Below are 26,267 nucleotides of genomic sequence, written 5' to 3'. Positions count from 1 at the left end.
TTTGGGCTACGCCGCCTGTGCTTGCGCGGCTTGCCTCTGCTTGAAAAGACCCAGTGCATAGGTCAGGGCATCACCCGTGAGGTTTTGCTCTGCCCAGGAACAGGCCCCTTCCCAGCTGCGGGTTCGTGCAGCGCGATCGCAGACGCTATGGATTCGCTCGCGCGTCACCTCACGTCCTTGGCCAGAAGTAGCTTGGGCGGCCGGCTGCACCTGGGTGCGACCGGGCTGCTCGCGTGGAACCTGCTCATTGACCGTCTCCTGCTGGCGACGATCATGCGGCTGGTCGCCGACGTGGTCATAGACGTTGCCGCCTTCCGCCTGCGGTACCGGCGCGGACGCCTGCACCATCGACGCGTTGGCCAAACCGTCCAGAGCGCTCAGCGGTGTGCCAGCGATCCCCTCCTCACCTTCGGTGTTGAGGTAATCGATGACCTGGTCGAGCACCGGGTTGGTCGTTGGCCAATACTTGCGCGCTGACTTGATACCGGTCTTGATCGCCATCGCCTCGAAGTGCGTCTCCCAGGGACCGCGTTTACCAGGACCTTGAGAGGTCCAGGCCGCCGACATGTCCCGTGCTTTGAACACATCCGCCGCCCGCATCGCCTTCACCATGACCCGTCCTGTTGCCAGGTAGGCGGTGGTGTAGACGCCGCGAAACGTCCCGCGCTCGCTCACGTCGAGGAACGGGTCGAAGACATGCTCAGGCTCGGCAGTCGCACCTCGGTAGATGAAGCGATCGCCACTGTAGACGACCTCCGCCACCACCATATCGACAGCGCGGCTGTCGGTGGCCACCTTGATCAAACCGCGGAACGAAACGTCAGCGATCACCTTGCCCTGGCGGGGAACCAGGAAGGCCATCTTTTCGGTGGGATTGAGCGTCAGCCCTGTCGCTGCGATCTGCTGCATCGCAAGCTTGAAGCTGAGCTTGTTGTTGATTGCGCACTTCATCAGCGTTTCGTTGGACAGCATGGCGTGGTAGGCAAACAACGCCTCCTGCGCCCAGTTCACCCCGCTCTGCGAACGGGTGACGATCTGGATGCATTCCGCCTCGATACCGCTGAGCAGATCCTGCGCCTGTTGATCGCGCTGGGTTACCTGCTGAGTGTTCTGGGATTGGATAGAACGGGACATGTGAACCTCCGGTGAGGATGCGGAGGTCCCCCGAGCGGGAGACGCCCGCAAGGGTTATTGGATTGAAGCGTTACAGCATGCAGAGATACGGCACTTTCGCGAACGGGATGTCGTCGTCGAACGAGTCGTAATCTCCTGGGGTTGGTTGCTGCTGAGGACGAGGCTGCTGCTGCGGCCGCGGTGCTTGCTGCGGCCGATCATTCGCCGGCGCCGAAGACGCCGGTGCCTGCTGTGACCGCGGCGATCGTTGGGGCGCTGGTGCGCTCTGCTGATCGTCGTAGTCACCGCCCTGGGCAGCGCCATTGCTGCGGCCGCCGAGCAACTGCATATTGCCGTTGATGTCGACGACTACCTCGGTGGTATAGCGATCCTGGCCGTCCTGCCCTTGCCATTTGCGCGTGCGAAGCGTGCCTTCGACATAGACCTGGGAGCCTTTACGGATGTACTCGCCGGCGATCTCGGCCAAGCGGCCGAAGAACACGACGCGGTGCCATTCCGTTCGATCTTGCTGCTGCCCGGTCTGCTTGTCCTTCCAGCTTTCGCTGGTGGCCAGGGTGACGTTGGTTACGGCATTGCCGTTGGGCATGTAACGGGTTTCAGGGTCCGCACCGGCGTTGCCGACGAGGATGACTTTGTTGACGCCACGAGCCATGAGAAATCTCCGATAACCGAGGCGCCTTGCCCCTATGGGGAAGAAGCCCCGCAGGGTGGAAGGGAGGTGCTGACGGAAACAGTTCAGCTGCTGCAATCAAGCGCCCTGCAGAGGGTGCTCGAAAGTCATGGTCTGGGCAGGAGAAGCTCCTTCCGGCTGGGCTCGATACAAGGCCAGGCGGGAAAAGCTTCCGAGGGGAGTGACTCCCCTCGGCTATTGCGGGATCAAGGACAAACCGCCACATGCGCGGTCGCGGCGATCAGTCCTATCGACTTGGCCCAGCGCGCTAGTCGGCGCAGGTCCAAGGCGTCCGGGTCTACAGTCTCGGCGATATGGTCAGGTACAGGTACCGACTTCTCGCCGAGGTGTAGCTCCCGACTATCCACTTCATAGATGGCTTGTACATTCAGTCGCATGGTGGAAATCCTCGTCGGGTGGTCCACCGAAACGCCCGTTCTTCAGGGGCGCTTGGGTGGACCACCCGCAAGGGAGGTCCATGCAGCACTGCCCCCGGAGGGGCAGTCCACGGCTCAGAAACTGAGCGGCTTGCCGCTACGCTGCCAGGCCGGCGACTCGTATTCCGAGTAGTCGACTGCTGGCGGCAGAGAACTGACACGCGTAGCTCCGCGCAGCCGAGGCTGTTCAGAAACAGGCGGGTCAATCACAAGGGCAGGTGCTGCTTTTGCTGGAGCGGCCGAGAGCGGCGACTCAAGCTTGACGTCGATGTCTTCTCGCAAGGCGATCGTAGGCTCCTGACGTTCAGGTGCTTTCGAGCGATTTTTGAAAAGACGATACAGACCCCAGATGAAAGCCAGAACCAGAAGGTATGGAATCAGTTTCATTTGCCAGCCTCCTCGAGCGCTTGATGGTGCGCGCGGATCTGATTGGCAGCAGGGGACGACTGTATAGACGGGACTACAACGTATTGCACGAAGGCAAACGCGATAGCGATGCAAAGGATCAACTTCTTCATGAATGGAGGCCTCCAAGAAAAAAAGGGCCTCCATCCCAAAAGGGATAGAAACCCTTTTGGGATTAGTCACGACCGCGAATCGTGACCAGATAGTGCTAGTAGAGTGACCAGCTACACATAGACCCGCCTGATGGAATCAGGGGGTACGACACACAAGCGACATGCTTGGGCGAAGTAGACTCCAGAATATCGCTGTGCCACTACACCTGTAAACCCCCTAATCCGCTCCCTCCACCGGGGTGAATTGGCCCTGGCCTGGGCGATGGCCACCTTATGGTAGAAGCTCCCCAACCCAAGGAGCCGACCATGGCCAACGGAAGCGATTTCAAACCCCAAGGAAGCTATTCCGCCCCGACGCTGCAGTCCCAATACGTACTCAAAACCGAACAAGCGCAGCAGGTTCATCGCCGCTGTTTCGAAGGGGCCGCGCGCGCGCTCTACACCGTAGACGTTATCGCCCGTGCCCTCGCACACCGGAACAACGCGTTCAGCCATGCCGACGTGATGAAGGCCGTGGAAAGCCTGATCCTCAAGCTCGAAAAAGAGATCAGTGACGAGCGCGATCGCTTCGTGGCCATCCTGAAGGCCGCTGGCCAAGAAGGGATGGTTGCTCGGTACGACAACGCGGCTACGTTCACCTTCACGATCTCGACCCCTCTCATCATGCGCCTGGCCCACATCATCCAGAGCTTCGATGAGATGCTGGTGCAGGCCCAGACGGCCTGGCTGCTCGGCGTCCTGCCCTCTGATCGCAACGACATGACGGGCAACGAGCGTAAGCGCCAGCTCATGCGCGTAGTGCGCAAGCTGCAGGCCATGGCGACCGACGCTCGAGCCAAAGCGCGGAAAAGTCCCGATGCCGCAGAGATCGCTCGCACCGTGGGCGAAGTCGGCGAAGAGAACGCCCTCGACCAGCAAACCGCAGCCGCTGTCAGCGAACTGGATGCCGCAGCGGCGTGATCTACCTCACCAAAAAAAGGCGCCTTAACGGCGCCTTTTTTATAGCTACTTGTCTGTGAACGTCCCTCTCAAACTATTTTCAGATGCGTTGCGCACATCCGGGAATGTTTCTTCCAAGTTATCTACGATCTCATTATTACGCTGAAGGGTGTTCTTCCTACCCATTCCGCCCATGTTCAATGCAGAGCCATTACCGGTGAGGTTATCGAGATTAATCTTGTCCGCAGTCGGATAGTTGTTCGTGATCTGCAGGATGTCGATCCACTCAGAAATATCTATCTTGCTCCAATCCAACTTAGACAGATCGTTTACAGATATCCCTTCGCAGGTTGGATTTTCCGCGTCACCCCAAGTGCGCCCCAGCTGGGGCCGTGCCTGCTCCTGAATGATGCGACCGAGCGGGGAGTTGAAGCAGCAGTAGGACTCTCGCTTCTCGATGCAGCCCATTGGGGACTTAGAGGCACAATAGCTTCCGATGAAATGGCATACCTTGGTCTCTTTCTTGGCCGCGAGAGCGAACTCAGCCTGCTCACACTCCCAAATGATCTGGACCATTATGTTTGCGATGGTGTAGATCGTGTACGCGATCATGATGACGGATAGAGCGGAGGCAACTCCAGCGGCAAACGTAGCATTCGGCGCGGTACTCACCGCGCCGGTAGCAGCGTTAGTTGATGCATATTGGCCCGTGCCTGCTGTTCCTGCGGTCCCGCTAGCAAAGATAGTATTGGCCGCGGCCGTACCGAAGGTATTGGCTGTCCACTCCGCCGCGTAGTTCATCATTTTCTGCTTGATGAAATCGAGACCGATCATTTGGCTGATCGTTGTAGCGCCCGTCGTAGAACTCGAGGCGGTTTGCCACGCTGTCCCAAAGCCATTGCCACTGAGTAGCTCTTTGCCGAAGGTCCAAGCTGCAGAGGAGGCGGCCGAGGTATCGATGATGCCCATCTTCTCGGTGAGGCTGATGGTACTCATGGTCAGCGACACGTAATCCATGAGCGAGATGCCATCCGGCGCCTCACAGCAATCGACCCAACCGCCGACCGCCTTTTTGCACTCCATAGGCTCGCCCTTCCAGACCTTGCAGTTGTGGTCGGTGGAGGTGTCGGTCGGGTTCTCACCGCAGTCCAGGTCATGCTCCGCGAACTGGGCAATCTGCAGCGCCGCTGCGGCGTAACCGAAGTCGGTGGATTTTTCGTCCGTCGGGCTGAAGCATTCGGTGCCCAGGCAACGAACAGGTCCATCGCACTGATAGCTGGTGTTTGAGGTCGACGTCGGGACCTCAACTTCATGGCCACAGTCCCAGGTTTCCTCCGTGACGTAGCATTTGCCCGACTCGCCCTCGGCGCCGTCCACGCACTGGCGAGAGATAAAGCCGCACTGCTTGTCAGCCTCGAACTTGGTACAGGTGTCCAGGTTGAGACCGCCGGTCACGCACCCCTGCACCTTGACGTTTTGAAAGAGCTTATCGACGCCCTTGATCGGGGAAGGCTTCATGGCGTTGTACATGTCATCGCCCGGGCAAACCGTCACCCCCTTCAGGTTCAAGCACCCGCTGGCCACACCCCGGGTAACTGTGACACTGCCGCCCTCCGAACATTGGCCGTTCTGGATTTTGTTCGCCGAATCGATGCAGTACTGGGGACCGAATGACTCACCATCGATGCGCACGTTCTTCAGCTTGAGCTCATGGGCATAGAACGCGCCAGGCGTGCCTTTGCCGGTGTCCTTCACATCGACGACCATCTTCAGGCCGTTGTCGCACGTCGGCATCTGAACGATGTTCAGGGAGTCCTCGGTCAAGGTGTTGGGGGCAAACTTGTGCCCCGTCCAGATCGCGGTGCTCGAAACGGCGAAGCGTTGTGGAAGCCGCTTGCCGTCCGCGCCTTTCTTGCACATCACGTCCAGTGAGGCCTGGTCCACGTAGCCGTCGCTGCGCAGGTTGCTGGAGGTGTTGCGGTAGGTACCGGCGAGGAAGTCGACCTCGACCCGATTGGTCTCACCGGCGCCCGGGGCATCCTCTACCGCAAACCGAGCTGATACCGGCACCTCCACCACACGCATGTCGTGGGACACCGCACAAGTCTTATCGCTATTGGTGGGGCACTGCTCGTTGCCCTGGGCGTCGGTGTAGCACTGCATGTCGCCCTTGTAGAAGTTGCACTGCGCGTCGACCGATACCTCCTGGCACAGTGGCGATATTCCGGATGCCGGGGACTTGTTCTTGAAGCTGCTTTCACATACCCGCGTGCCGTTAATGACCGCGCAACCGTTCTCGTCCACGTCAGGCATCTTGTTGCAAACGAACTTGCCCTGGCAGGCGCCGTCGTTCACCGCAGTCACGGCCTCGGCAGCCTCCGGCGGGTACCAGTTGTCGTTGCTGATGACCTCCTGAGGATCATAGAGAATGCGCAGCTTGGCGTAGGCCTCACCGCGGCCGGTGACCGATGCGCGGATCTTGAAGGGGATGACACCTCCCTTTTTGACAATCGAGGTCATGTTGACGTCGGGATTCGTCTCCCAAGACGTATCGAGCTCGCATGCCCCTTCGGTCTCCGGGGGGAAGTTCTCGTTCGGGCCAGACCATACCTTGGTCCCGCCGACGAGCACCTGCATGTAGTCGTCCCACTTCGCATAGACCAGCTGGGCGCTCTGGATCGCTTCGGGCTTGATGACCTCGAACTTCATCTCGTTTTCGAAGATGGTGCAGCTGCCGCGCCAATAGTCGTTGCCGACCTGGCCCAGCCAGATATCAACGCAGCCCTCACCGCAAGATTGGACGTTTGCCGGACCGTCGTAATACCGGACGACCCCTGCGAGGTACTCATGCTTGAGCGTGTAGCTGCCGGACTTATCGGTTACCCGCTCGCACTGCTTGAGTTCGCTTACGTGCTTCGTGGCCGTGCCCTTGGTGTACTCGGTGTTCTGCTTGCAGTCCGAGAACTCCTTGTTGAAGAGCGCCTGGTTGTCGATGATCTTGTCGGTGTTGTTCCACAACGGATCATTGGTCAGATCGGGGCGCGTCTGGGAGACGTTACCGCGCAGCAGGCGATAGGCCTCACCGCTAGAGGACTCCTCCGAGGTCAGCCGCAGGTTGGCATCGCTGCCAGCCGCCATCGTCGCCTTGTCATCGCCGTAGATGTTGCTGAGCGCGCTGGTGTTGGAAGAGTCGGTCACCCCGGGGAACAGCTCCGAGATACTGACCGACTGCTTCGCCGCGTCCGAGCCAAAGGTGATCTCCGTTGAGCTGGCGGACGGTGGCGACCAGGCGTTCAGCGCCTCCTTTGCCGTCGCAGTGCCGGTCGCGGCTGAGGCAGTCACGCTGTCGGCCCAGGCCATGACGGGGCACGCATAGGCGTAGAAGAACAGGGTGATAGTGGCGATCACCCGGGCAAAGATTGGATTGCGCATCGGGTGCCTCACAGAGTGTTACAGCAGTCGTTCCAGCGGAACATCATGTAGAGCGCGTCTTCGCCGACCTGGGGAATGGCGCGCCCTTCGCCGCCTTGCCACGTCAGGGGGCTTGCGCCGATGTAATGCCCCTTCTTCGTCTCTGCGCGCGGGAAAAACATCGACATCTTGTATTGCGACTTGGGAATGGTCGGGAAAATGGATCCCCTGCAAAGGGTGTCATCGCCCATCGTCAGGTGCGCCAGGCCGCGCCGGTGCTGGGTGGCCAGGGTCCGCGCGGCAAGCAACGAGGTAGTCCGGCCAAAGTCGTTCGGCAGCGTGGTGCCGGCCATTGGGTAGATCTCACCCCAGGTCCCAGCGCACCACCACAGGGAGGTCAGCGGTTCCTTACCGACCACACCCAGCGCGGCGTCTGCCGTGCACGCCGCCTGGGCTATTGGGTTCGCTACCGCAGCAGCCTCCGGATTGACGAAGAAGGCCAACTCGTCGTTCGTCCAGGTGGGGTCTATCTCGGAAAGCTGGATGATGTCGAAGTCCGCATAGCCATCCGGTGAGCAGCGCTTGGGCATGTACATCTCGAGGATCGAGAGCAGCGGGAAAGCGTAGTAGTGGACGTTGTAGAACGACATCCGCTCGTGGCTCACCTGGTTGCCGGTCGTGGCATCGGCGTGAGTCCCCCACAGTCGCTTGTCGCCGATAGCGAGCGTCACGCCGCCAAGCGCAGGCAGGCAGCCCGGCTTGCGCACCACCTCGATCAAACGCGCCGGCTCCCACATGGAGTTCACGATTCCCGGCTTCCAGATCCCGAGGTTGTCCTCGCACATGCAGAGACTTTTCTTCGAGGCCCCCCGCGGCGCATCGCCTGGCGTGATGGAAATGCCGGCGATACGAATCGGGAAGAGGCACGCCCAGCAGATGTCGGTGAACAGCTTGCCGCTGAACAGCTCGGCGTTCGGGCAGGACGCTGTTGGCGTGGACGCTTCGGCTGCCCGCGCGCCGTTGGAGCCGAAAACGGCCAGTAACAGGATCAGAGCCGCTGCATAGCGAATCAACATGGGTTCAAAGGCCTTGAGTCAGGAGGCGGCGAGCGCAGCAGCAGGAAGGAGGAAGGGCATCGACAACCCGAAGCCCTGGCGGGCGGCGCCGGTGAGCGGTAGCAGCACCTCGCACAGGAGGTGCTCCTGCTCGACCTTCTCGAGGATCAAACCGGTACCGCAGCGGGTGCAGTGATCACGCGCATCAATGACCCAGTCCAGGTTGATACTGCGGGCCAGTGCCGGCAGATCGATCTTGCAGAAGTCCCAGGCGTGCCGTTTGAGACGGGCCGAATCCGCGCTGTCCTGGCCATAGTCGTCGATGGCAACGGCGATACCGTGCCGACGGATCATCACCAGCCGCTCCTCCAGGTCGACGCCCTGGAGGGGAGAAAGCTCGGGAATCTCGAAGCACACGGAAAGCGAAAGGCCACTGACCAGCTGACAGAGCCGGTTCAGGTGCAGCAGGTTGAGCAGGGATGCCGGGCTCAGATTGATGAATAGGATGCCCCTGGCAGGTAACTCATGCGCCCGCGCTACGACCAGGCCGATCACATCCGCGTCCAGGCGTTCCCAGTCCTCATCGGTCGCGCCGGACATGAAGACGCCGGGCCCCAGGACGCCCTGGACGGTGGTCTTGCGGGCCAGGACCTCGTGCCCAAGAACCGCGCCGTTCTGATGATGGATTTTCTGCAAGGCAAGCTCGATCACGGCGCAAACTCCTCGATGTAGAAGCTATGGCGATCGGCCGTCACAACAGACGGCACGAAGTCGATGGCGAAGCGGCTGCGCACGTCATCGCGCAGGACATAGGCGGCGTGGTCGATCTCGTTCTGCAGGGCGGCGAAGCCATCCCAGCCTTGCTCCCGCGCCACGCGCGAAACGATCACCACGACGTTTTGCTTGGCGCCGTAATCCGCAACCTGCTTCTTGGCCAGGGCGACCTGCTGCGGGTCGAGCGGGTCGATGATCACCAGGCGTTGGGTGAAGGGACGCATGTCGAGCGGATTGATCCGATCGCCCGCCTTGTGGATCACAGTGCCATCTGCCGCGGTCATGTCCGCCGGCACCAGCACCGTGGGATCCAGGGCGCGCACTCGATGCCGGGTGGCGCGTGGCAGCTCGGCGAACGTCTGCTTGTCCCAGAAGGTGTTCAGGGCGCGCGCTTTCATCTTTTCCATGTCGACTTTGGCCAGCCGCTCTTTCATCACCTCGATGAGGTCACGTTCGGCGATCTCGACCAGAGGACCCAGCGACAGCACTGGCTCTTTGCGACGGGCAAAGGCCTCGTCCGCGCTCGCGGTGGAGGTGGTGCCCTTCGCCAGGTAAACCGACTTCTGATCAACCAACTTGCGAATCGCCGGCACCTGGTCGACGCCGGCCTCTTCGAACACCACCGGATTGATCAGCACCGATGTTTTGGTCTTGGTCTCGAGCGACAGGCGCTGCAGCTTGGCGAGCGCCAGGGCAAACGGCATGTCTTCGGGCACACCGCGGAAGACGAGCTCTACCGACTCGTCACCGTCATAGTTCTGCAGCAGCTGCTTGATCTCTGCCTCGCCCAGGGACCACGACACCAGGATCTGGTAGACAACCTTCCGGGTGTCTACCGGCGGCTTGGGCGCTTCGAGAGGGCTTGCCAGCGGTTGGCTTTGCTTCAGGTAGCTGAAGTCTTCGTTACGCAGCGTGAAGTCGACCTGCTGCTTAGTGCTGACCTGCATCTCCTTGAGATCAGCGGCGAAATGCTCCAGCGCCGCCTGCTCTTGCTCAACGGCGCTGTCGGCGGTCGAGAGCGTGGCGAACACCAGCGCAACGACACCGATTACCGCGCGCAGGCTCACCATATCGGGTACGCCCGGCCGAGCACGTCAACCTTGCTGACGTAGCCCCAGTAGCGAGAGTCAAAGCTGTCCAGGGAGGTGCCCATGAACCAGAGCTGGTCCGCTGGTACGATCTCGTCACGACGGTAACGACTTGCAGGCTTTCCGAGCCGTTTGGCCAGCAGCACGCCTTGGCCCTGGGCCTCACCGTTGATAGTTACCCGCTCGGGGGTCACGATGACTCGGTCACCCGGCACGCCACGGACGTACTTGATGACCTTGGTGCCATTGCGGAAGAACGGTTCCATCTGGGTCGAGCGAAACGCATAGATGGCATCACGCTCGACGGTCTGGTCATAACGGTCGATCAAGAACACCCGCCAGTCCAGGCACGTGTTCTTCTGCGGATCGATCCCTATCTCGTAGCGCGACGTCGCGTACCAGGCCGCGCCGGCGGCCAGTAAGCTGAATGGGAGGGCCTTCAGCAGAAACCTGAGGTGGCGGTTCACTCGGCATCCTCGGCTTGCTTCGCAGCTCCCGGCGCGCTCGCTGGCACCTCAAGCTCTGCGGGATAGCTGACCACCGCGCGCTTATCGATGGTGACGAAGCCGTTGGCAGCGAGCTTATTCGCCGAGGCGCGTAGCGCTGCCATGGCCGCATCTACCGCTTGCGGGTCACGCACATCGACGTTTCGGGTGGCAGCGTCGTAATCGACGATTGCGATCTGGGTGCCGAATTCGTCCGTTTTGAACAGCCAGGCGTAGCCAGTGACCACCGCCATGGAGACGAGCGCGGAGATCAGGACCGTCGAGAGGGTCTGGTTCATGCCGCCAGCCCCCGATCAGCCATCACCCGTGTGATGGCTTCTGCCGTCGGGATACCCTGGTCGGTATAACGCCCAATATCCTCAACGTCTTTCGCGAAGGTGCTGTAAAGCAGGTTGGAATACTTGTCGACCGTCAACCGCCCGATTCCGGAACCATGTTCGGTCGAGAAGAAGATTTCGGAGTACTGGCCTCGTACTGTGTGCACCGACTTGAGAAGTTTGAAGCCACCCTCCGTGAGCGAGAGGCGCTTTTCCTTTTGGATCAGATCGATCGCGGAGGCCTTCTGGCCGAGCAGGAACTGATGCGCGGAGTTTTCTACGATCGCCCGGCCGGTAGAGTTCGCGTACAGGTCGTTCACGGACTGGGTGATCGTGATCGCCGAGCCGTTGTACTTACGGAACCGGCGGTAACCGTGTTCGATGAACTTAGCGACGTCGCCCTCGGTGAGCAACGACCAGGCTTCATCGATAATCACGATCTTCTTCTGGTCACGACTACCCAGATACATCGCTTGCTGGATTTGATAGATTAGTTGTAGCAATACCACTTGCTGCAGATGCTTGCGCCCTTTCAGTTCTTCAAGTTCGAGAACGGTAAAAGGGTTTTTAAAGTCAACGTTGTTCTTTCCATTGAAGAACTTGCCATACATGCCTGCTCGAGTGAACGGATACAGCTGCTTCCCGATGTCCTGAACACGCGGATCCTCATCACTTAGCAGCGACTTCTCCACATCGTCTACGACCATCTCGCCGCCCAACTTTTCAAACACGTCATGGGTGTGTTTGCGAAGCCCTGCAATTTGCAAGTCCAAGAGCGGAGCGGTGGGCGCGGCCATTGCGCTCAAAAGCCCAATCAGTACATCTTCTTCTTCAGAGTAATCTTGAACGAGCTCGAAAGGATTCAGGCAAATTTGAGACTCCTGGGTGAATTCCACGAAGTCGCCGTCGAATGCTTTCGCCAACTTCAAGTAGGAACGACCAACGTCGATCACCCACACCTGAGCGCCGATCGAGCGATACGAAGTGATCAGATAGTTGGTCAGGAACGACTTACCACTACCTGATTGCGCCGCGATTGTAGCGTTATAGTTGGTATCCGAATCGAATAGACAATAGGACATCAGCTGTCCGTTTCGCGATACGAACTGCATCGTTGGCGTGCCGGTCCCCTTCCAGTCTGCATAGATAGGAACCAGGGGAAGGGCCTGGGTGATAGCCATAGACTTATAACGGTAAAGCTCCTCAACAGCTTTAGGATCAGCTCCGAAGGGAAGCGCATTGAGGAATATTGGGAGGACAAAGAATCGATCCTCCATGAAGGTAAATTGGCGGATGCTCATGTAGTTGCGCGCTTCAGCCGCAGCGCGGATCAGGCGATCACGGTTTGGAGCGAAGACCACCATGGTCATATTGCAGCGGACAGCAGACTCGCCCTCGTCAAGCTCTTTGAACAGCGCATCCATACCATGCTTCTTTGCGCCCAGCTTTGGCACGAACTTCAGCAAAGGACCGTATGCTTGGTTATTTACCCACTGGCGTTTCGCGCCCAGTTTGTCCTTAAACCCCTGCTGCTCCGGGAAATAGATCGTGAAGCTGATCAGGCAGTTTTCGCGAATACCCGTTGCACCGGTGAGCAGATCTCCGAGATACCATCCGGCCGCTCCCTGCAACGTGCGCCGCGGAAACTTCTTCACGGAAAGACATTTGACCAAAGTATCTCCAATCTGGAGATGATCCTTGTGGGGAATCAACGTGCGATCGTAATCCAGGAGCTGAACTTTTAGCGGCTTGTCATCATCCGCTTCAATTTCGTTTCGGTCACGCCAAGATGCTTCTGCGCCCTGATTCAAGATAGAGGACATCACCTCTAGATAGAGATTACGCCCCATACCAATCGGCGCCAATCCGACCGACTTGAAGACGGAATCGAATTGGGAGCGGATCTCACTCGCCATTTGCGTTTCACGGTCCGTCGGTTCGACATTCGCGATAGGCATCATGACAGTAATTACAAGGTGAATATCACGGACCTTGATTCCAGAATAATCGTCAATAGGGTCCAGAGTTCCCTTGAACAGGTATTCCGAGCGATTTTTCAATGCAGTCTTGATAACCCCTTCCGGAGTATCATTTCTCAAGCGAAGCATCGCATTGATCGGGTTATTGATATTTTGCGACGCGAACAGGCAGAAGTTGACACTTGCGTTGGCGGGCCACGCTTGTTTAAGGACGGATTTCAACTGCTCGCCTTCTTTCCCGTCACTGCCGGGGAGCGGCTGGCAAAGGAAAGAGAATCCAATCTGGTTGTCGTCGAGGAGAAAGACCATGTTGGCCTCGTCGAACGCCGTAACGCTCAGCAGATCCCCGATCGGAAAGTTACCCTTCACATAACTGGTCATTGGCCGGCACCCGCAAGCCAAGGCTCCAGGCTGCCCTTCTCGTACCCATGGCGGACCAGGCCGTCATTACGGATCATGAAGGGAACGCCCTTCACCCCGAACATCTGCGCGCTGATGATTCGCTTGCCGATAGCCGAGGTATCGCAATCGTCTCCGACCTGATCGACCACACGCGGCTTCGTCTCGCCCAGGGCCACAGCAAGCGCCTCGGACTTGTCCTTGGCACAGTGCAGGCTTCGAACGATCTTGCCGCTATCGGGGCCCATTGCGGACAGTTCCAGGATCTTGAAGGTGTAGCCCTTCACCTGCTTAAGGTCCTGCACCAGCTGGTGACAGGATGGGCAGAGCGGATCTGTGAAGATGACCACTTCTTTCGAGCCGGTGCCGAAGGTGAAAGGCGCTAGGTCGTCCACCCGGAAGCGCAGCTTCGCCAGATCGATGTAGTTCGATGCTCGCTCGGCCTCAGCGAGGGTGGTGATTTCCTTCTGGCTCCAGGTGTCGTACAGCGAGCCGCGGAACACAAAGCGACCGTTGTCGCTGACAAAGGCCAACTTTTCGTTTTTCACGGCGGCGATCATTCCGTTGATCGGTAGCGGTGCCGTGTCTGTTGCGCTCTGGGCGAAAGCCAGTTGGAAGGATAAGGCGCTGGCAGCGAGCACAGCGCTTGTAAGAATCTTACACAGCATGACGGCACCTCTATTTGAGTTACCGTCAGGCTACCGATGCGTTGAATCCGAGAGTCTTGAGTTCACCCCGATTGAAGGTTGGAACCCGCGGACGCCATAGCGGCGCCCGCGGGAAATCACCACTCCACAGGCTCGGAATCGGCGCCGGCATCGTCCGTGGCGGTCAGCACGATGTGCGGCGCCTGCGGATAGGTGCGCTTCGAGATGGTGATCACCGACCCGCTGAGCCCCTGCTTCTCATCATTCACGAACCAGTGATGGCGAGAGATCCGGCCATCCGGATCCTTGCAGTTGGCATTGGCGCGCCAGGACGACGAGCTTTCCTTCACGTCGAGCTCGCATTTGGGCGGTTGGTTTTCCTTCACATCGATGACGACTTCGCTCTCCGCGGTCTTCTGCATCTGGGTCTCGATCTGCAGAGCGATCTGGTACTCGCCCTCGCTCTCCAACGTTGCTCGCGCATACCGGGAGCCGTTGGTATCGAGCTGCTTGCCGCCCAGGGTGTAGCGCATGGACAGCACCTTGTCCTTGGGATGGCCGCCCGAGATCGAGGGCATGACCAGGACCTTCAGGGGCGCCCGGGTCGCGTTGTTATCGCCCGTCCACCGGAGCGACACCGTCCACGGGGGCGGATCCAGCAAGGTCACGGTACGCTCGACCGTCGAGTAGTTTCCGCGGCCATCAGATACGTGCACCTTGAACGGATAGGCCGCGGCCTTGCTCATCTCCAGGATGCGCAGCGTCTCGTTCGTCTCGTTGGCCACGGTGTAGCCGTCAACCTTCGGCAGCTCCCAGTCATATTTGACGTTCTCCAGCGCCTTGAACTGACCGAGGTTTCTCATCCGCAGGGTAAGCGTCGCCGGGACATAGGCGGCGCTCAGGCTAGGCTGCAACTCCCATTTCGGCCACTCGTACTCCCAGTAGGTCAGTCGCTGCTGCGTTAGCCCCTCGCCGCCTTTGTCGCGATAGCCCTCGATCCAGGCTCGGTAGGTGATGTAGGTCGGCTTGTCAGTCACGTCCTCTTCTGTCGGTGTGAACGCCGCCGTGGTACCGGGAACGATCGATGTGCCATCCGGCATGATGAATTCGCCGGAGGCCTTCAGATCCATGTTGGTGTACGGCATGACGAGCCGGGCAACCCAGGTCGACTCCTTGCCTACTTCTGGCCGGCGGTTACCCACCAGCTGCACGCGCGGGGGCTTCACCTTCCGGAACGCAACGCCGCCGCGCAACAGCTTCCACGCCAGCGGATCGTCTGCAGGCGCGTCCTTGAACCGGACGCGCGAGAAGACGTAAACGCGCTCCTCGGCGCTACGGGTGACCGAGTAGCTGTCATTGCCGGCGAACCAGGTCACCCCCTTGTCCAGGCTCCACTGCGCCTCGATGTTGGACAGGTCCATGACGTCGCCCTTTTCCGACTGCTTGAGCTGGAAGGTGGCCTGTGCGTCGACGAAGGTGTTGCCCGGGCCGGAGAGGTATCCCTTAGGGATGTTGAAGGCGTTGATCTCGATGGCCTGGGTCATCGACTTGGCGCCGCTGTTCTTGTTGGTGAGCTCGGCCCTGATCATGTAGCTGCCCTTCTGCAGGGTCGTCGCCAGCCGTTGCGGGGCATTGCTTGGATTGCTCACGGTCTGCCACTCGCCACCGTTGGTGGACATCTCCCAACGCACGTTGCCCAGGTCCCGCGCCCAAGACCGGTTGTTCACCTCCGCGAAGAGAGTGACGCGCATGGGGGCCTCGCCGGTGAGGCGTAGCGCCCGGACACTGCCGTCGAGCGCCGCACCGTTGAGGATGACGATGCTCAAGGGGCGCGGCGAGGTGCGCGTCTCCTGGTAGGCGGGCTCCGGCGACACCACCCGTGCTTCGGCGTACACGCGCAGGTTCTTGCCGGCGAGCTTCTCCACCGGCACCTCGAAGGCCGCGTGGCCAGCGCCGTCGGCACGGACCCATCCGGCGATCTCCTCAACGGTGTTCCAATCCGGCCGCTGCACCAGGCGAATCTCCCACTCGCCCATGGTCGCGCTGTCGTACGGGACCTGGCTGTTGTAGGCATCGCCCATCGTGACGCCAACTTCCAACGCATCGGTCGAGAGGATCTTGCCGTTCTCGTTGTCGATCACCGGCATGATGTTCGCGTCCGGAACGGACAGCACCGTGAGATCGGAGTGGGTAGCGATGTTGGGCAGAGCGGTATAGGCCACATCCACGGCGAGGGGCCGGCGCTGCCACAGCGTCGAAAACGGCGCGGCGTAGATCCTGCGCAACTGGGTGCTGACGTCGCCATTGACCGGGTTGATGTCCTCGGTGATCGAATCACCCTGGTTCAGGTTGTGCGTAAGCTTCAGCCGCGCGCTGACAGCGGTCACGGTCGCATCGCCGGCGTATCCACCGCTGATAGGCGCCGCCAGGAGGGTATCGCCGAGCTGCTGCGCACCCTTGTACGTCACCACCGGAGCCGTCGGCTGCTTCGCGGTGAAGACGAACTGGTCGGTACCGAGATCGATCTTTTTGCCGCTGGGCGTGAACGAGGAAAGCTTCCAGGCGATCCGGTTGCTGCCGAGCATCGTCACCGCGCCGCGCAGGACCGGCTTTTCCCAGTTCTCCCGTATGGCAAGGCCTGGCGGGATTTCGGTCCATTCGACCAGGCAAGTCGGCCGGGTCGAATAGGAGGCCGCCGCCGTGATTGCCCGGCGCTCGATTACCGTCAGATCACAGGTTGGTCCTGCGCTCTGGACGAACTCGATGTCCAGGTCCTGGACCTGGGCATAGACGGTATCCATGGGGTACTTCGAAGTCATCTTCACGGCGCCCGCCATGGGCACCACGTTCACCTGGGTAGGATAGGTCGCCAGAAGGCTCTTCTCCCCCTTGTCGTCAACGATGTAGGCAGCTGCTTCGACGGGATAGGTGCCCGCCTCCGCGGCGAAGCCCTGCTGCAGCAGCAGACCGTCGCTGGACAGATCCTTGGCCTCAGGCATCGGCTTGGTGAACTGCAGCAGGCACACCGGCTTGTCATAGGGATTGCTGTCGCGCGCCGAGACTTCTCTGACGGTGTTGGTGCACACCGAGTTGGAGGCTGAGAACTGGATCCGGGCCGACTCGAGCCCCAGGCCGATCGTCGCCGGGGTCGCCTTGAGCTCACCGGTGAGCTTCCATACATCGAACGGGATGGCATAGACGGTACCGGTCAAATCGGCACGCGCCAGAAGGATGCGGCCATGGCCGGCGGCTCCGCTTTGCAGCGCAGCGACGGCCGCACCAAGCGAGCCATTCATGACCCGGTCCATGGCCAGGCGCGCACCCTGGCCGCGCTCCAGCGGCCGACGGCCGACGCGCAGGCCAACCTCCGACTTGCGCTCGACCATGGCGATGATGTCGGTACCCAGCTCAGCGAGCGCCTGCTGATCTGTGATCACAAGCCCAGGGCGCCCATCCAGGTGAGTGAACTCCTTCGTGATCGCCGGCGTGCTGAATGCGCTAGGGGACAGCTCCTTGACCGGCAACTTGTCGAAGGGATCATCGAGGGATCTTGGCGCCAGCCGCACAGGGAAGGTCGCCGCAGCGCCGTCCTGATCGGTCACCGTGACAGAGACGGTGGTTGCGGTGCGGCCGTCGGTGCTGAAGTGGAGTTCATCGCCGGTGAACCACACGTAGCCGTGCTCCGGCTGAGTGGCCACGGAGAAGGTGTGAGAGCCCCAGGTGTTGTCGTCAATCGCGGCAAGTCGCTGGCTTCCACCGACGCCCTCATAGAAATAGACGACGGAGGGAGTGAGGCCGGTCGGCGCGGTGTTGAGCTGCGCAACGGCCACAGTGGCCATCGCTTCGACGTACTCGCCGCCCTTATCCACCACCCGGAACCGGAACAGGTCGTTACCGACGAAATGCGGGTTGGGCGTATACACGTAGCCGGCGGCCGTGGCCACCACGGTTCCCGACTTTGGCTGTTCCACCACCTCATAGGTGAAGGAATCCCAGGCATTGCCATCGGTGACCTTTGGCAGGGTCGCGGCGGAGGCGGCGTTCTCGACCGTCCTGATGCGCAGGGTTGCCGCGACCGGCGCCAGATTGAAGCGATCGACCTGCAGCGCAATGGTGCCCTGCACAGTTAGGCCGCCAGGATCGGTCGCCTCGATGACGGCGGAATCAGTACCCACGAAGCTGGCCGCCGGCGTGTAGACGAGCCGGTTCTCGACGATGGCCAGGCCCCCATTGGCAGCCTGCTGCACGAGCCGGAGCGTATGCCGCCCGGCATCGGCCACGTTGCGGTCGACGATGCGTGGGTAGTAAGGCGCGCTTGCCGTACCCTCGCGCACCACGATGCTCCCCGACAGGCTTTCAGGCGCCAGGTTGCGTGGCTTGACGACCACGGTCACGGTGCCTTTGCCAGACTCCCCACCGGCGTCCGTCGCGGTGATGGGGAAGCTCTCGGTCCCGGCCCAACCGGGCTTGGGCATGTAGACGACCTGGCCATTCAGGACTTTCACCGTGCCACCCGCGGAAGTGGCCGGTACGGCGAAGGTGAAGGTATCGCCTGGATTGGGATCGACCACCGTGGGGGTACCGGATACCTCGACGCCCTCTTCTGTTACCAGGCTCAGGCCAACTCGCGTAGGGCCGACGTTACGGCCGCGGACGGTAACCGTTGCGGTCCCCACGACCTCGGCACCGGCAGGATCTCGGGCGATGAATTTGAAGCTGGTGGTGCCCTTCGAGCCAAAGGGGGCATGGTAGACGAGCTGGTTGTTCACCACCTCGGCGGTACCCCGCATCTCCTGGATGGGCACCGCGAAGGTGTGTTTGCCGGCGTCATAGAGGTTTTTATCAATCACCTCGGGTGTGACGGGCGCGGAGGCCTGGCCCTCGTTGGCAACCAGCGCTGCGTTCGCCGCGCTGGGGGCGTAGTTGGTCTTGTCGACCTGGATCGCGCCGTCCTTGATAGCCGATTCGGCGCCGGCGGCATCGCGCAGCTTGTACTTGAAGGTGGCGGTACCGACATAGCCGTCGACCGGCACGAAGCGAACGCGCAGGCCTTCAGTGGTGATTTTCCCGACGCTCGGATCCGGTTGCTGGACGATCACCACGGTGTGGCTGTCCGGATTGTCTGGATCGGTCCCGATGACCTGGTCACCGACGACCTCGAAGGCGATGGTCTGTGCAGCGGACACCAGGCCACCTGGATCCGTCGCCGTGACCTTGGCGCTGGCGGTTCCCAAGTAGCCGGTCGCTGGCTTGAACGTCAGCAGGCTGCCGGCGAGGCTGACGGTTCCTGCTGCCGCAGCGACAGGCTGCTGAATTGCAAAGGTCAGCGGCGCGTCGTGGTTCGGGTCGGTAGCGGTCAGCTCGACAGTGACCGGCGTCTCCATGGCCGTCTTGGCAGATGCGGCATCGACCACAGGCGCCTGGGCAACGGGTAATACCCGCACCAGGATCACGCCCTCATCCGAGTCCAGGCCGAAGGAGTCCTTGGCCACGTAGCGAATCTCGCGGGTACCGACGAAGGTGGCGTTGAGCGAGACCTTCACCGTCGTTCCCGTGAAGCTGACGCTACCGAAGGCGGGATCTGCCGCAGATACTGCGCGCAGCGTCGCCGTGTCGTTGGCGTCTACGTCGGAAACCTGGAGGGTGAAGCTGCTGGTAGCGCCCTGGTTGAGGGTGACCGTCTTGCTCTCGACCACTGGCTTGTCTGCTACCGGCGTGACGGTGATGCTCACCGGTACGGGCGCTGATGCCGCACTGCCAGCGTCGATGACGGCCACCTGACACGTGGTCTTGCCGTTCCAGTCAGGCGCAGGCGTGAAGACCACGGAGTCGCCGTCCAGGCCGCAGCCACCGATCGACGCGCCCGGCTGGCCGCTCACGACAAATTGGTAGGGACCGTCGCCATCCGGATCGGTGAAGACGATCTTGGAGCGCCCCGGTGTGTCCTCGTCCGTCACGATGCTGATGGGCTGGGCAACGGGGGCATCGTTGACGCCCTGGACTGTGATCGGGATATCGACCACGGCGCTCTTGGCGCCAGCGGCGTCCACAGCGCTGATGCGCAAGACGTCCTGGCCGTAGAAGTCAGGCCTGGGGGTCAGCTTGATGCGGTGCCCGTCAGCGAGCACCTCGCCAGCAACGCCCTTGCCTTGTGCTTCGATCACCAGGCGGTAGATGTCCACCGCGTCGGGATCCTGCACCGTTGGCTCAAACGTCATTTGCGCGTCTTCCGTCATGATGACGGGCTGCGCGATAACCACCGGCGGATCGTTTCGCCCCGTGGTGATGATGCGGATGGTGGCCGTATTGGAGTAGGTGCCGTGCTGATCGCGGCCGCGGTACTGCAAGGCAACGATACCGCTCCACCCGGGCACCTGGGTGAAGGTCAGGGTGCTGCCCTCAACCTTGACTTGGCCAATGGCGCTATCGGGCGTATCGAGCACTTCGAACTGCTCTGCAGTGACGCCCTCCCCGCCCAACGTGAGCGGCACGATCGCGGGCTGGTCTTCCGCCACCGAGATTTCGATGTCGCGAGCAGTCGGCTGCGCGATCGCGGCCTGAACGATCACCTCGGTGAGCGTATCGCCAACGGTAAGCACCAACGGGCCGGTGAAGCCGGCTGGAGCCGTAACGGTACCACTGCAGCTGGCGGCCTCCTTGGTACGGACGCCGCCGCACTTGCCTGCTTCCTGGCCCGTGCCGGCGCCGATCAGGATCGGGACGCTGTAGCTTCCAGCCGAGGTGCAGCTGTTGCGCGTGGCGCTGTAGGTGAGCTTGATCTGCGCACCGGCAAAAACCGCCCGGGAATCAGGCGTCAGCACCGCATTGGACTCGGTGCATTCAGCAGCTTGGACCTGGTTGGTGTAGTGCGCGAGGCCTGCGAACAGCAGCGCGACGAGTCCCTTCGAAATCTTCCAGTTCACAGGCCGGTTCCCGAGCAAGTTTCAGATACCTGAAAGCCGGCATGCGCCGGCTATCAGAGGGGTGAGCCCTGGGCGGCTCCCTAGTTGATCTGCAGCAGCGGCGCTGCGCTGGTCACCATGTCATTGGCTGCCGGCAGGGTTGCCGACATGATCGATTCGATGATCTTCGGGGTGTTGTACAGGCCGACCCCGCCGCCGATACCGGTGGCGAACGCCATGATCGACTGGCGCACGACGCCGCCAACGATGCCCACCAGCACCATGGCGCCGGCGACCACGCGGCCGAGGGTGCCCTGCATCCAGTCACTGATGGTGGTCCAGACGGCGTCGAAGTCGGTACCGCCGGTGCCTGCCATGGCGCTGGATGCGCCCACGACGAGCAGCAGGGCGACGCCGAACTTCACCAGGTCGCGTTGACGACGCGCGCGGTGGGCCGGGTTGCTCAAGGGTTTAGCCGGATTGCTCAGGCGCATGTTGTGTCTCCTTACGAGGGCTGGGGGGGTTACGAGGCGGGGATCGCCTTTTTGTGGGATTCAAGCGGACGCAGCGACGGCGTCGGCCGCAGGGATGGCGTACCAACTTCCCAACGGCGCGGTTCGATCTCGGTGTAAATGAAGCCAGGTACGTTCAGGTCGCCGGCTTGCGACTCCCAGGGCGCTACCCAGACCCGCATGACGGTGGCCTGACTGCGGATCGGCACCGGATCACGCGCCGGGCGAGGCACGACGTAGCGCTCGCCGGCCGCTACTTCCGGCTGCACCGCCGGCGCCGGGGCGTGGCCGCCGTGCTTTTCGGCCTCGGCCTTCTGGGCATTCTTTTCGTCGACGATCTGCCGGAAGTTTTCGTTCTCGGTCAGTTGGTACACGTCACGCGCCGACATACAGGTCACGCCGTCGGGCATGCCCTTACAGCCGTAATCGGACGAGCCGATCTGCAACATGGAGCAGCCGCTGATCATCGAGGTGAGCGCCGCCGCAGCGGCAAGGCCCAGGGCCTTACGCAGGTTCGTTTTCATGAGGTTGAGTATCCGTAGCGAGGGATGTTGGAAGGGGGCAATTCACCCCCTTCCAGGGCGTTCAATAGAAGGGAGCTGGGCGCTCCCGCCGGCTTCAGGTTTTGTTCTTGCTCAGCGTTTTCAGCTTGAGCTGCACACCCTTCTTGACGACGAAGTCGATCTCCCGGGCAGCGTCCACTTCGATGACCGGGTAGAGGTTCTCGGCCATCTCCAGGTAGAAGTCCGCGATGCGCTCGAGGGCTTTGCCGGTACCGCCGATCATGGCGCCCTGCATGGCCTGGGAGTTGAAGGCCTGCTCATAGACGGGCGATACCGTCCGGCCATTCGTACCGCTGCCACTGCTGGCGATGCTGATGCTCGGCACCTGGCGCACGCTGAATGCGTCCGAGACGCCCTGCATGAAGCCAGCCATCAGCGAGCGAGCCAAGATGGCGCCCTGCTTGGAGACCAGGCGCCCACGCACCCCGGCCTTGCCGTCCTCGCCAGAGGCATAGGCGTCCATGCCGCTTTCGATGATCCCGCCGTCGTCACGTACGCAGGAGATCGTCTCGGCCCGCATGTAGGCGCGTTCCGAAGAGAGGTCGCCGAACGCACTGGCAATGAGGAAGCACTCACGAACGTCTGCGCGGAAGCGGTTCGGCAGTACGGCCTCCTTCTTCACCCGCAGCAGGACAGGGAAAGGATCTTTCCGTGCTCCGTTACCGGTGGGCGCGTCGATACCAGTGATGATCGCGCCGGAAAGGATGGCGCCGGCCGGCAGGTAGACGTCCTCTTCCTTGGCGTCGGCATCGGGATCTTCAGCAGGTGCCTCATCCCCGTAGGACATGATCTTCGGCGGCTCTTCCTTCTTGGGCGCTGCACCCGGCTTCTCAGGCTCCTTTTCCGGCGCCGGAGCGTTGGCGAAGAAATTGCCCTGGTTGCGGTTCGGGTCCATCAGCGTACGGTCATACCGCTGGCGCTCCTGCGCCTGCGTCTGCTGCTGCGCAGCCTTGCGCTCCAGCTCCGCAGCCTTGTCGGGAGTCGGTGCCTTGGACTGCGCTTCCTGCAGCTGCTTGCTGAGGTCGCGGTTGTCCTGCTCGGCCTTCTGCTGAGCAGCCTGCGTTGCCTCAAGCTGGGCCGTCAGCTCCCCTATTTGCCCCTGAATCTCTTTGAGGCCCGCGGCGGTCGCTTGCTGGGCCTGGGTGCCATTCATGAGGTTCTTTAGCGTCAGCTTGAGGTCGTTGAGCTCCTTGCTCTGCGCACGCTGCTCGGCGTTGAGCGAATCCAACCCGACACCACGCGGATCCGCGTCGGTCAGGACGTTGGTGATCGTCGGCTTGGCGTTGGTTTTGCGCTGTACCTCGCCACCCAGGCTACTCAAGCCCCAGACGAACAACAGCACGCCTCCGAAGGCCACGCCGATGACGGTCCACTTCTTCTTCCCCGGGCTCAGGTTGGCCCATGTTTGCTTGATCATGGTGCCTTCCTCAGTTCAACAGGCTCGGGCGGGACGAATCTTCCGCCGGCGCCTCGCCCACACGGGTGACGATGTAAACCTCGGTCTTCTCACCGGCCTCGAGCATGTTGCGCGGCCAGGCGGCGGCAGCCGCCAGCGAGGGATGGGTGCAGCTGGTCTCATCGAACATGACCGGCGCGCGGCCGTTGTTCTGAGCGACGCCCACCAGAACGCGGAAGTTGTGACCCATGATCACCTGGGCCCGGCTGAAGTCGAAGTTCAGGCCCTGCTGATAGCAGGCGGGAAGCTTCTCGCCGCTCTGCAGTTTGGCCATCGAATAGCCCTTGGGAATACCGCCCAGGGCGAGGGCGCGCATGATGCCTTTGATGGTCTCCATGTAGGGCTGGCCCTCCTCCCACTTCTTGGCCTGCCCGCTGTAGCGCGATCCGTAACCGAAGCCACCGGCGCTGGACGGGCTGGTGCTCCCTGGCACCTGGCCGATGATCAGGTTGGCCTCGATCGGCGGCACCTTGCGAGGCGCCAACGTCAAGCTGATGGCCACCGATTCGTCGTCCTTGGGGGTGATGTACATCGTCACCGGGCTCTCGCTACCGGTCGACACGTAGATCACGTTGCCCTTTTGCTTAATGGTTGCCTGAGACGTGGTCTGGACGATCGGATTTTCGAACGGCGTGACGATGCGGTTCAGGTGATACAGCGCCGCAGGGATGATCGTATTGACGCCTGGCTGAACCACCACGTCTTGGCGCGAGCTCACCGGCGGCGGCGCGGCCTCGGGCGCACCAGAGGTCTTGGCGACCGAAGCCGGAACCGCGGGAAGATCACGGCCGCCACCGGCGACATGAACCAGGTCGGTAGACGCCTTCGCGGGCGCCGTCTTGACCAGGTCCTGCTTCTGCTCGGTACTGGAGGCCACCGTTGGAGTGGATGCGGGTGAAGCCGGCGCAACAGCAGGCTGCGCGGCCGCGGCGCTCGGTAGCGTCTTCTGCTGCTGCTCGGCCAGAGCCTGGCGCGCCACCTGCTCGTCTGCTTCCTGCAGGCCGTACTCGGCCGGGTCGACGTCACGGCCAGGCACCGCGGCGATTTCCTGAGTGCGTGACTCGGCCACTGGGGTCTGTGGAATGTTGAGCTCACGAGCGTTGGCGATCGATGCTGAAGAAAACAGCGCGACGCCGATCAGCGTGAGAGTTTGGATATTAGTTTTCATTGCGCTGCTGCTCCAAACGCTTGCGAGTGTCTGCGGCCTTGGCTTCGCGACTTCTTACTTCTTCGGTGCGCGGCGCACCTTCGTATACAGAGAGGAAAGCAATGACCGGCTTATAGTTTTTGATCTTCAACTCAATTTCATAGGTCATATCGAGTTGTTTCGGCTGGCCACTCGGGCCCGTCATCTTGGATTTGCCCACGATGAAGTACTTGGACGCATTTTCCTTATCTTGCAGGACTTGGCGTGGCTCGAATTCCAATGTCACCCGATCTTGGCGAATCTGATGAACTTGGCTATCAATCTTATTGAGCACGTCCTGATAGATATCGTTGGCGAGCAATGGCTCGAGCGTCGCCTTAATGATCTCGGCAGACTTCGGATTAACATTGCCTAGTCGATCAGCGATGTAGAGCGCCCAGGCGCTGACGTAGCTATCCGAAGCGCGGTCCTGATCGACCCAAGCACGCTCAGCGAGCGTCGGCGGCTGCATGTCAACAACGGTGCTTTTGCGCAGCCAGCCGATGACGGTCAGAACCTCCAGCAGGATAAGCGCAACGATGATCTTGCGAAGAAAGGCGTTCTCCGACATGGTCCCGCGATAGGTGTTTTTGAATTTGCCAGACAGCATGGCGACCTCAGTTAAATTCGCGGATAAAGGGGTTCGGTATGGTTCTGGCTTTCGCACCGGCATATCCGGTCGCCCAATAGAGCATATGAACCATAAAGCCATCCGGATGATCATCGCGGTATTTCCGATACCAGCGAGTCAACAAATACCCGGCAATAGTGCAGACCGCGGCATACCCAGTGAACATACCAAATACGAGACCGATCCCAATGGGCGCAACTTCATCTGCCTGCCAAAACAACAGGTGAGGCGGATCATCGACGTATTGGGGAATATCAATTGGCTGCATTATTGCGCGGCTCCATTGCCTTGAACGAGTTTCGCCATGGCGCGAAGAATATCTTCGGGTCCCTTGGCACCAGAAAGAACTACTTGTCTATTGCTCGGGTTATGGCGAACGATGGTGGTCGGTGTTTCCTTGATGCCCAGCTCTACCGCCTCACGGAAGTCCGCTTTTACTTTCTGCAGCGGCTCCTGGTTGTCGATGCAGCGCGAAAGGGCCGCGCCGTCCAGGCCAATGCTGGAGGCGATCACTGCGAGCGGCTTTTCGGTCCCGGTACCGTTACCTGCGGTCGAGCTGAAGATGGCGCCGGCCATGCGGTAGAAGGCATCGTTACCGCCCTGGGCCGCTGCGCATTCCGCGGCGAAGGCCTCCCGGCGCGACGCTTCGCCATGGATCGGAACATGCTTGAACACAACCGACGCGTTGCCGCGCGAGCTGTCGACCACGGCCTTGGGTACCGCGAAATACTGCTTGCAGTAGGGGCACTCGAAGTCCGAGTACTCGATCAGGCTGAATTGGGCGGTAGCATCGCCATAGCGACGCTCGCCGGCGATGGGCGCGCTCTCACGCTTCATAGGCGCTGGTGGTGCCTCCGGTGCCGCCGGGGGTGCCACAGATAAGCTTTGCCTGGAAAGGAGCGCGTCGAGATCGGAGCGCGAAAACGCGTACGGCTGGATCCTTGCGACCTGGCCATTCAGGTGGTCGACGAGCTGCTGCTGCTCGCGTAGGGCGTTAGCGCTATATAGCGCTGACGCGGTACTCAAGACGATCGCAAGGCCGGCGAGTGTGATAGGGATTCTAGAGCTCATGATGCACCTCAGCTGTTGAAGCTATGGTGCTCAGGCGCAAGCGCGTTTTGCGGTCAATCCACCCCGACCGAG

General features: G+C 61.1%; 20 protein-coding genes. 1 reads left to right on the top strand and 19 read right to left on the bottom strand.

Going from position 1 to position 26,267, the window contains the following annotated elements:
* Positions 1-6: 6 nt before the first annotated feature.
* The 3 genes from NRG74_RS23380 to NRG74_RS23370 all read right to left on the bottom strand — a co-directional run bounded on the left by NRG74_RS23380 (position 7) and on the right by NRG74_RS23370 (position 2,628).
* Positions 7-1,134, bottom strand: a complete 1,128-nt coding sequence (locus NRG74_RS23380) for a RecT family recombinase (protein WP_257706732.1) — start codon at positions 1,132-1,134, stop codon at positions 7-9.
* Positions 1,135-1,204: 70 nt separating this feature from the next.
* Complete coding sequence (gene ssb, locus NRG74_RS23375) at positions 1,205-1,786, bottom strand: single-stranded DNA-binding protein (protein WP_257706731.1); 582 nt, start codon at positions 1,784-1,786, stop codon at positions 1,205-1,207.
* 530 nt (positions 1,787-2,316) lie between these two features.
* A complete protein-coding gene (locus tag NRG74_RS23370; protein ID WP_108576343.1) occupies positions 2,317-2,628 on the bottom strand; it encodes a hypothetical protein in 312 nt (103 codons plus the stop codon).
* 437 nt (positions 2,629-3,065) lie between these two features.
* Here NRG74_RS23370 and NRG74_RS23365 point away from each other — a divergent pair, with 437 nt between their 5' ends.
* On the top strand, positions 3,066-3,719 hold the full coding sequence (locus tag NRG74_RS23365) for an AcaB family transcriptional regulator (RefSeq protein WP_093256530.1): 654 nt from the start codon (positions 3,066-3,068) through the stop codon (positions 3,717-3,719).
* Positions 3,720-3,764: 45 nt separating this feature from the next.
* On the opposite strand, the gene traN is transcribed toward NRG74_RS23365, so the two are convergent.
* From traN to NRG74_RS23285, 16 genes are all read right to left on the bottom strand, one after another.
* Positions 3,765-7,130 carry a conjugal transfer protein TraN gene (gene traN / locus NRG74_RS23360; protein WP_257706730.1) on the bottom strand — a complete coding sequence of 1,122 codons (3,366 nt, stop codon included), beginning with the start codon at positions 7,128-7,130 and terminating at the stop codon, positions 3,765-3,767.
* 8 nt (positions 7,131-7,138) lie between these two features.
* Positions 7,139-8,185: a TraU family protein gene (locus NRG74_RS23355; protein WP_093256535.1), complete on the bottom strand. Its 1,047-nt coding sequence runs from the start codon at positions 8,183-8,185 to the stop codon at positions 7,139-7,141.
* Positions 8,186-8,203: 18 nt separating this feature from the next.
* The gene (locus tag NRG74_RS23350; protein WP_093256538.1) at positions 8,204-8,875 is read right to left on the bottom strand and encodes an EAL domain-containing protein; all 672 of its coding nucleotides are present in this window, start codon (positions 8,873-8,875) and stop codon (positions 8,204-8,206) included.
* Positions 8,872-10,008, bottom strand: a complete 1,137-nt coding sequence (locus tag NRG74_RS23345) for a TrbC family F-type conjugative pilus assembly protein (RefSeq protein ID WP_257706729.1) — start codon at positions 10,006-10,008, stop codon at positions 8,872-8,874. Before NRG74_RS23345 ends, NRG74_RS23350 begins: the two co-directional genes overlap by 4 nt.
* Complete coding sequence (gene lepB / locus NRG74_RS23340) at positions 10,002-10,493, bottom strand: signal peptidase I (RefSeq protein ID WP_257706728.1); 492 nt, start codon at positions 10,491-10,493, stop codon at positions 10,002-10,004. The genes NRG74_RS23345 and lepB overlap by 7 nt, the downstream gene beginning before the upstream one ends.
* Positions 10,490-10,810 (bottom strand): hypothetical protein, encoded by a 321-nt coding sequence (locus NRG74_RS23335; protein ID WP_074585408.1) that lies wholly within the window; start codon positions 10,808-10,810, stop codon positions 10,490-10,492. The genes lepB and NRG74_RS23335 overlap by 4 nt, the downstream gene beginning before the upstream one ends.
* Positions 10,807-13,209, bottom strand: a complete 2,403-nt coding sequence (gene traC / locus NRG74_RS23330; RefSeq protein ID WP_108582837.1) for a type IV secretion system protein TraC — start codon at positions 13,207-13,209, stop codon at positions 10,807-10,809. The genes NRG74_RS23335 and traC overlap by 4 nt, the downstream gene beginning before the upstream one ends.
* Entirely contained in the window at positions 13,206-13,895 is a 690-nt protein-coding gene (locus tag NRG74_RS23325; RefSeq protein WP_081348017.1) for a DsbC family protein, read from the bottom strand. Before NRG74_RS23325 ends, traC begins: the two co-directional genes overlap by 4 nt.
* 116 nt (positions 13,896-14,011) lie before the next feature.
* A complete protein-coding gene (locus NRG74_RS23320) occupies positions 14,012-20,797 on the bottom strand; it encodes an Ig-like domain-containing protein (RefSeq protein WP_257706727.1) in 6,786 nt (2,261 codons plus the stop codon).
* Between the two features lie 80 nt (positions 20,798-20,877).
* Entirely contained in the window at positions 20,878-21,270 is a 393-nt protein-coding gene (traA, locus tag NRG74_RS23315) for a TraA family conjugative transfer protein (protein ID WP_064306971.1), read from the bottom strand.
* A gap of 29 nt (positions 21,271-21,299) precedes the next feature.
* On the bottom strand, positions 21,300-21,812 hold the full coding sequence (gene traV / locus NRG74_RS23310; RefSeq protein ID WP_064306970.1) for a type IV conjugative transfer system lipoprotein TraV: 513 nt from the start codon (positions 21,810-21,812) through the stop codon (positions 21,300-21,302).
* Positions 21,813-21,906: 94 nt separating this feature from the next.
* The gene (locus tag NRG74_RS23305; protein ID WP_108576333.1) at positions 21,907-23,268 is read right to left on the bottom strand and encodes a TraB/VirB10 family protein; all 1,362 of its coding nucleotides are present in this window, start codon (positions 23,266-23,268) and stop codon (positions 21,907-21,909) included.
* Positions 23,269-23,278: 10 nt separating this feature from the next.
* Positions 23,279-24,475, bottom strand: a complete 1,197-nt coding sequence (locus tag NRG74_RS23300) for a type-F conjugative transfer system secretin TraK (RefSeq protein ID WP_257706726.1) — start codon at positions 24,473-24,475, stop codon at positions 23,279-23,281.
* Complete coding sequence (locus NRG74_RS23295) at positions 24,465-25,103, bottom strand: type IV conjugative transfer system protein TraE (protein ID WP_257706725.1); 639 nt, start codon at positions 25,101-25,103, stop codon at positions 24,465-24,467. Before NRG74_RS23295 ends, NRG74_RS23300 begins: the two co-directional genes overlap by 11 nt.
* A gap of 7 nt (positions 25,104-25,110) precedes the next feature.
* Positions 25,111-25,392 carry a type IV conjugative transfer system protein TraL gene (gene traL / locus NRG74_RS23290; RefSeq protein ID WP_074585280.1) on the bottom strand — a complete coding sequence of 94 codons (282 nt, stop codon included), beginning with the start codon at positions 25,390-25,392 and terminating at the stop codon, positions 25,111-25,113.
* The gene (locus tag NRG74_RS23285) at positions 25,392-26,195 is read right to left on the bottom strand and encodes a DsbA family protein (RefSeq protein WP_257706724.1); all 804 of its coding nucleotides are present in this window, start codon (positions 26,193-26,195) and stop codon (positions 25,392-25,394) included. Before NRG74_RS23285 ends, traL begins: the two co-directional genes overlap by 1 nt.
* Positions 26,196-26,267 lie beyond the last annotated feature (72 nt).

The sequence above is a fragment of the Pseudomonas oryzihabitans genome (assembly GCF_024652905.1).
GTDB lineage: Bacteria > Pseudomonadota > Gammaproteobacteria > Pseudomonadales > Pseudomonadaceae > Chryseomonas > Chryseomonas benzopyrenica.
This window is presented reverse-complemented; position numbering and strand designations above follow the sequence as displayed.

What these genes read in the sequence shown, in the direction of transcription:
- NRG74_RS23380 (WP_257706732.1), bottom strand. Translation starts at nt 1,134, where the DNA reads ATGTCCCGTTCTATCCAATCCCAGAACACTCAGCAGGTAACCCAGCGC.
- ssb (WP_257706731.1), bottom strand. Translation starts at nt 1,786, where the DNA reads ATGGCTCGTGGCGTCAACAAAGTCATCCTCGTCGGCAACGCCGGTGCG.
- NRG74_RS23370 (WP_108576343.1), bottom strand. Translation starts at nt 2,628, where the DNA reads ATGAAACTGATTCCATACCTTCTGGTTCTGGCTTTCATCTGGGGTCTG.
- NRG74_RS23365 (WP_093256530.1), top strand. Translation starts at nt 3,066, where the DNA reads ATGGCCAACGGAAGCGATTTCAAACCCCAAGGAAGCTATTCCGCCCCG.
- traN (WP_257706730.1), bottom strand. Translation starts at nt 7,130, where the DNA reads ATGCGCAATCCAATCTTTGCCCGGGTGATCGCCACTATCACCCTGTTC.
- NRG74_RS23355 (WP_093256535.1), bottom strand. Translation starts at nt 8,185, where the DNA reads ATGTTGATTCGCTATGCAGCGGCTCTGATCCTGTTACTGGCCGTTTTC.
- NRG74_RS23345 (WP_257706729.1), bottom strand. Translation starts at nt 10,008, where the DNA reads ATGGTGAGCCTGCGCGCGGTAATCGGTGTCGTTGCGCTGGTGTTCGCC.
- NRG74_RS23335 (WP_074585408.1), bottom strand. Translation starts at nt 10,810, where the DNA reads ATGAACCAGACCCTCTCGACGGTCCTGATCTCCGCGCTCGTCTCCATG.
- traC (WP_108582837.1), bottom strand. Translation starts at nt 13,209, where the DNA reads ATGACCAGTTATGTGAAGGGTAACTTTCCGATCGGGGATCTGCTGAGC.
- NRG74_RS23325 (WP_081348017.1), bottom strand. Translation starts at nt 13,895, where the DNA reads ATGCTGTGTAAGATTCTTACAAGCGCTGTGCTCGCTGCCAGCGCCTTA.
- traA (WP_064306971.1), bottom strand. Translation starts at nt 21,270, where the DNA reads ATGCGCCTGAGCAATCCGGCTAAACCCTTGAGCAACCCGGCCCACCGC.
- traV (WP_064306970.1), bottom strand. Translation starts at nt 21,812, where the DNA reads ATGAAAACGAACCTGCGTAAGGCCCTGGGCCTTGCCGCTGCGGCGGCG.
- NRG74_RS23305 (WP_108576333.1), bottom strand. Translation starts at nt 23,268, where the DNA reads ATGATCAAGCAAACATGGGCCAACCTGAGCCCGGGGAAGAAGAAGTGG.
- NRG74_RS23300 (WP_257706726.1), bottom strand. Translation starts at nt 24,475, where the DNA reads ATGAAAACTAATATCCAAACTCTCACGCTGATCGGCGTCGCGCTGTTT.
- NRG74_RS23295 (WP_257706725.1), bottom strand. Translation starts at nt 25,103, where the DNA reads ATGCTGTCTGGCAAATTCAAAAACACCTATCGCGGGACCATGTCGGAG.
- traL (WP_074585280.1), bottom strand. Translation starts at nt 25,392, where the DNA reads ATGCAGCCAATTGATATTCCCCAATACGTCGATGATCCGCCTCACCTG.
- NRG74_RS23285 (WP_257706724.1), bottom strand. Translation starts at nt 26,195, where the DNA reads ATGAGCTCTAGAATCCCTATCACACTCGCCGGCCTTGCGATCGTCTTG.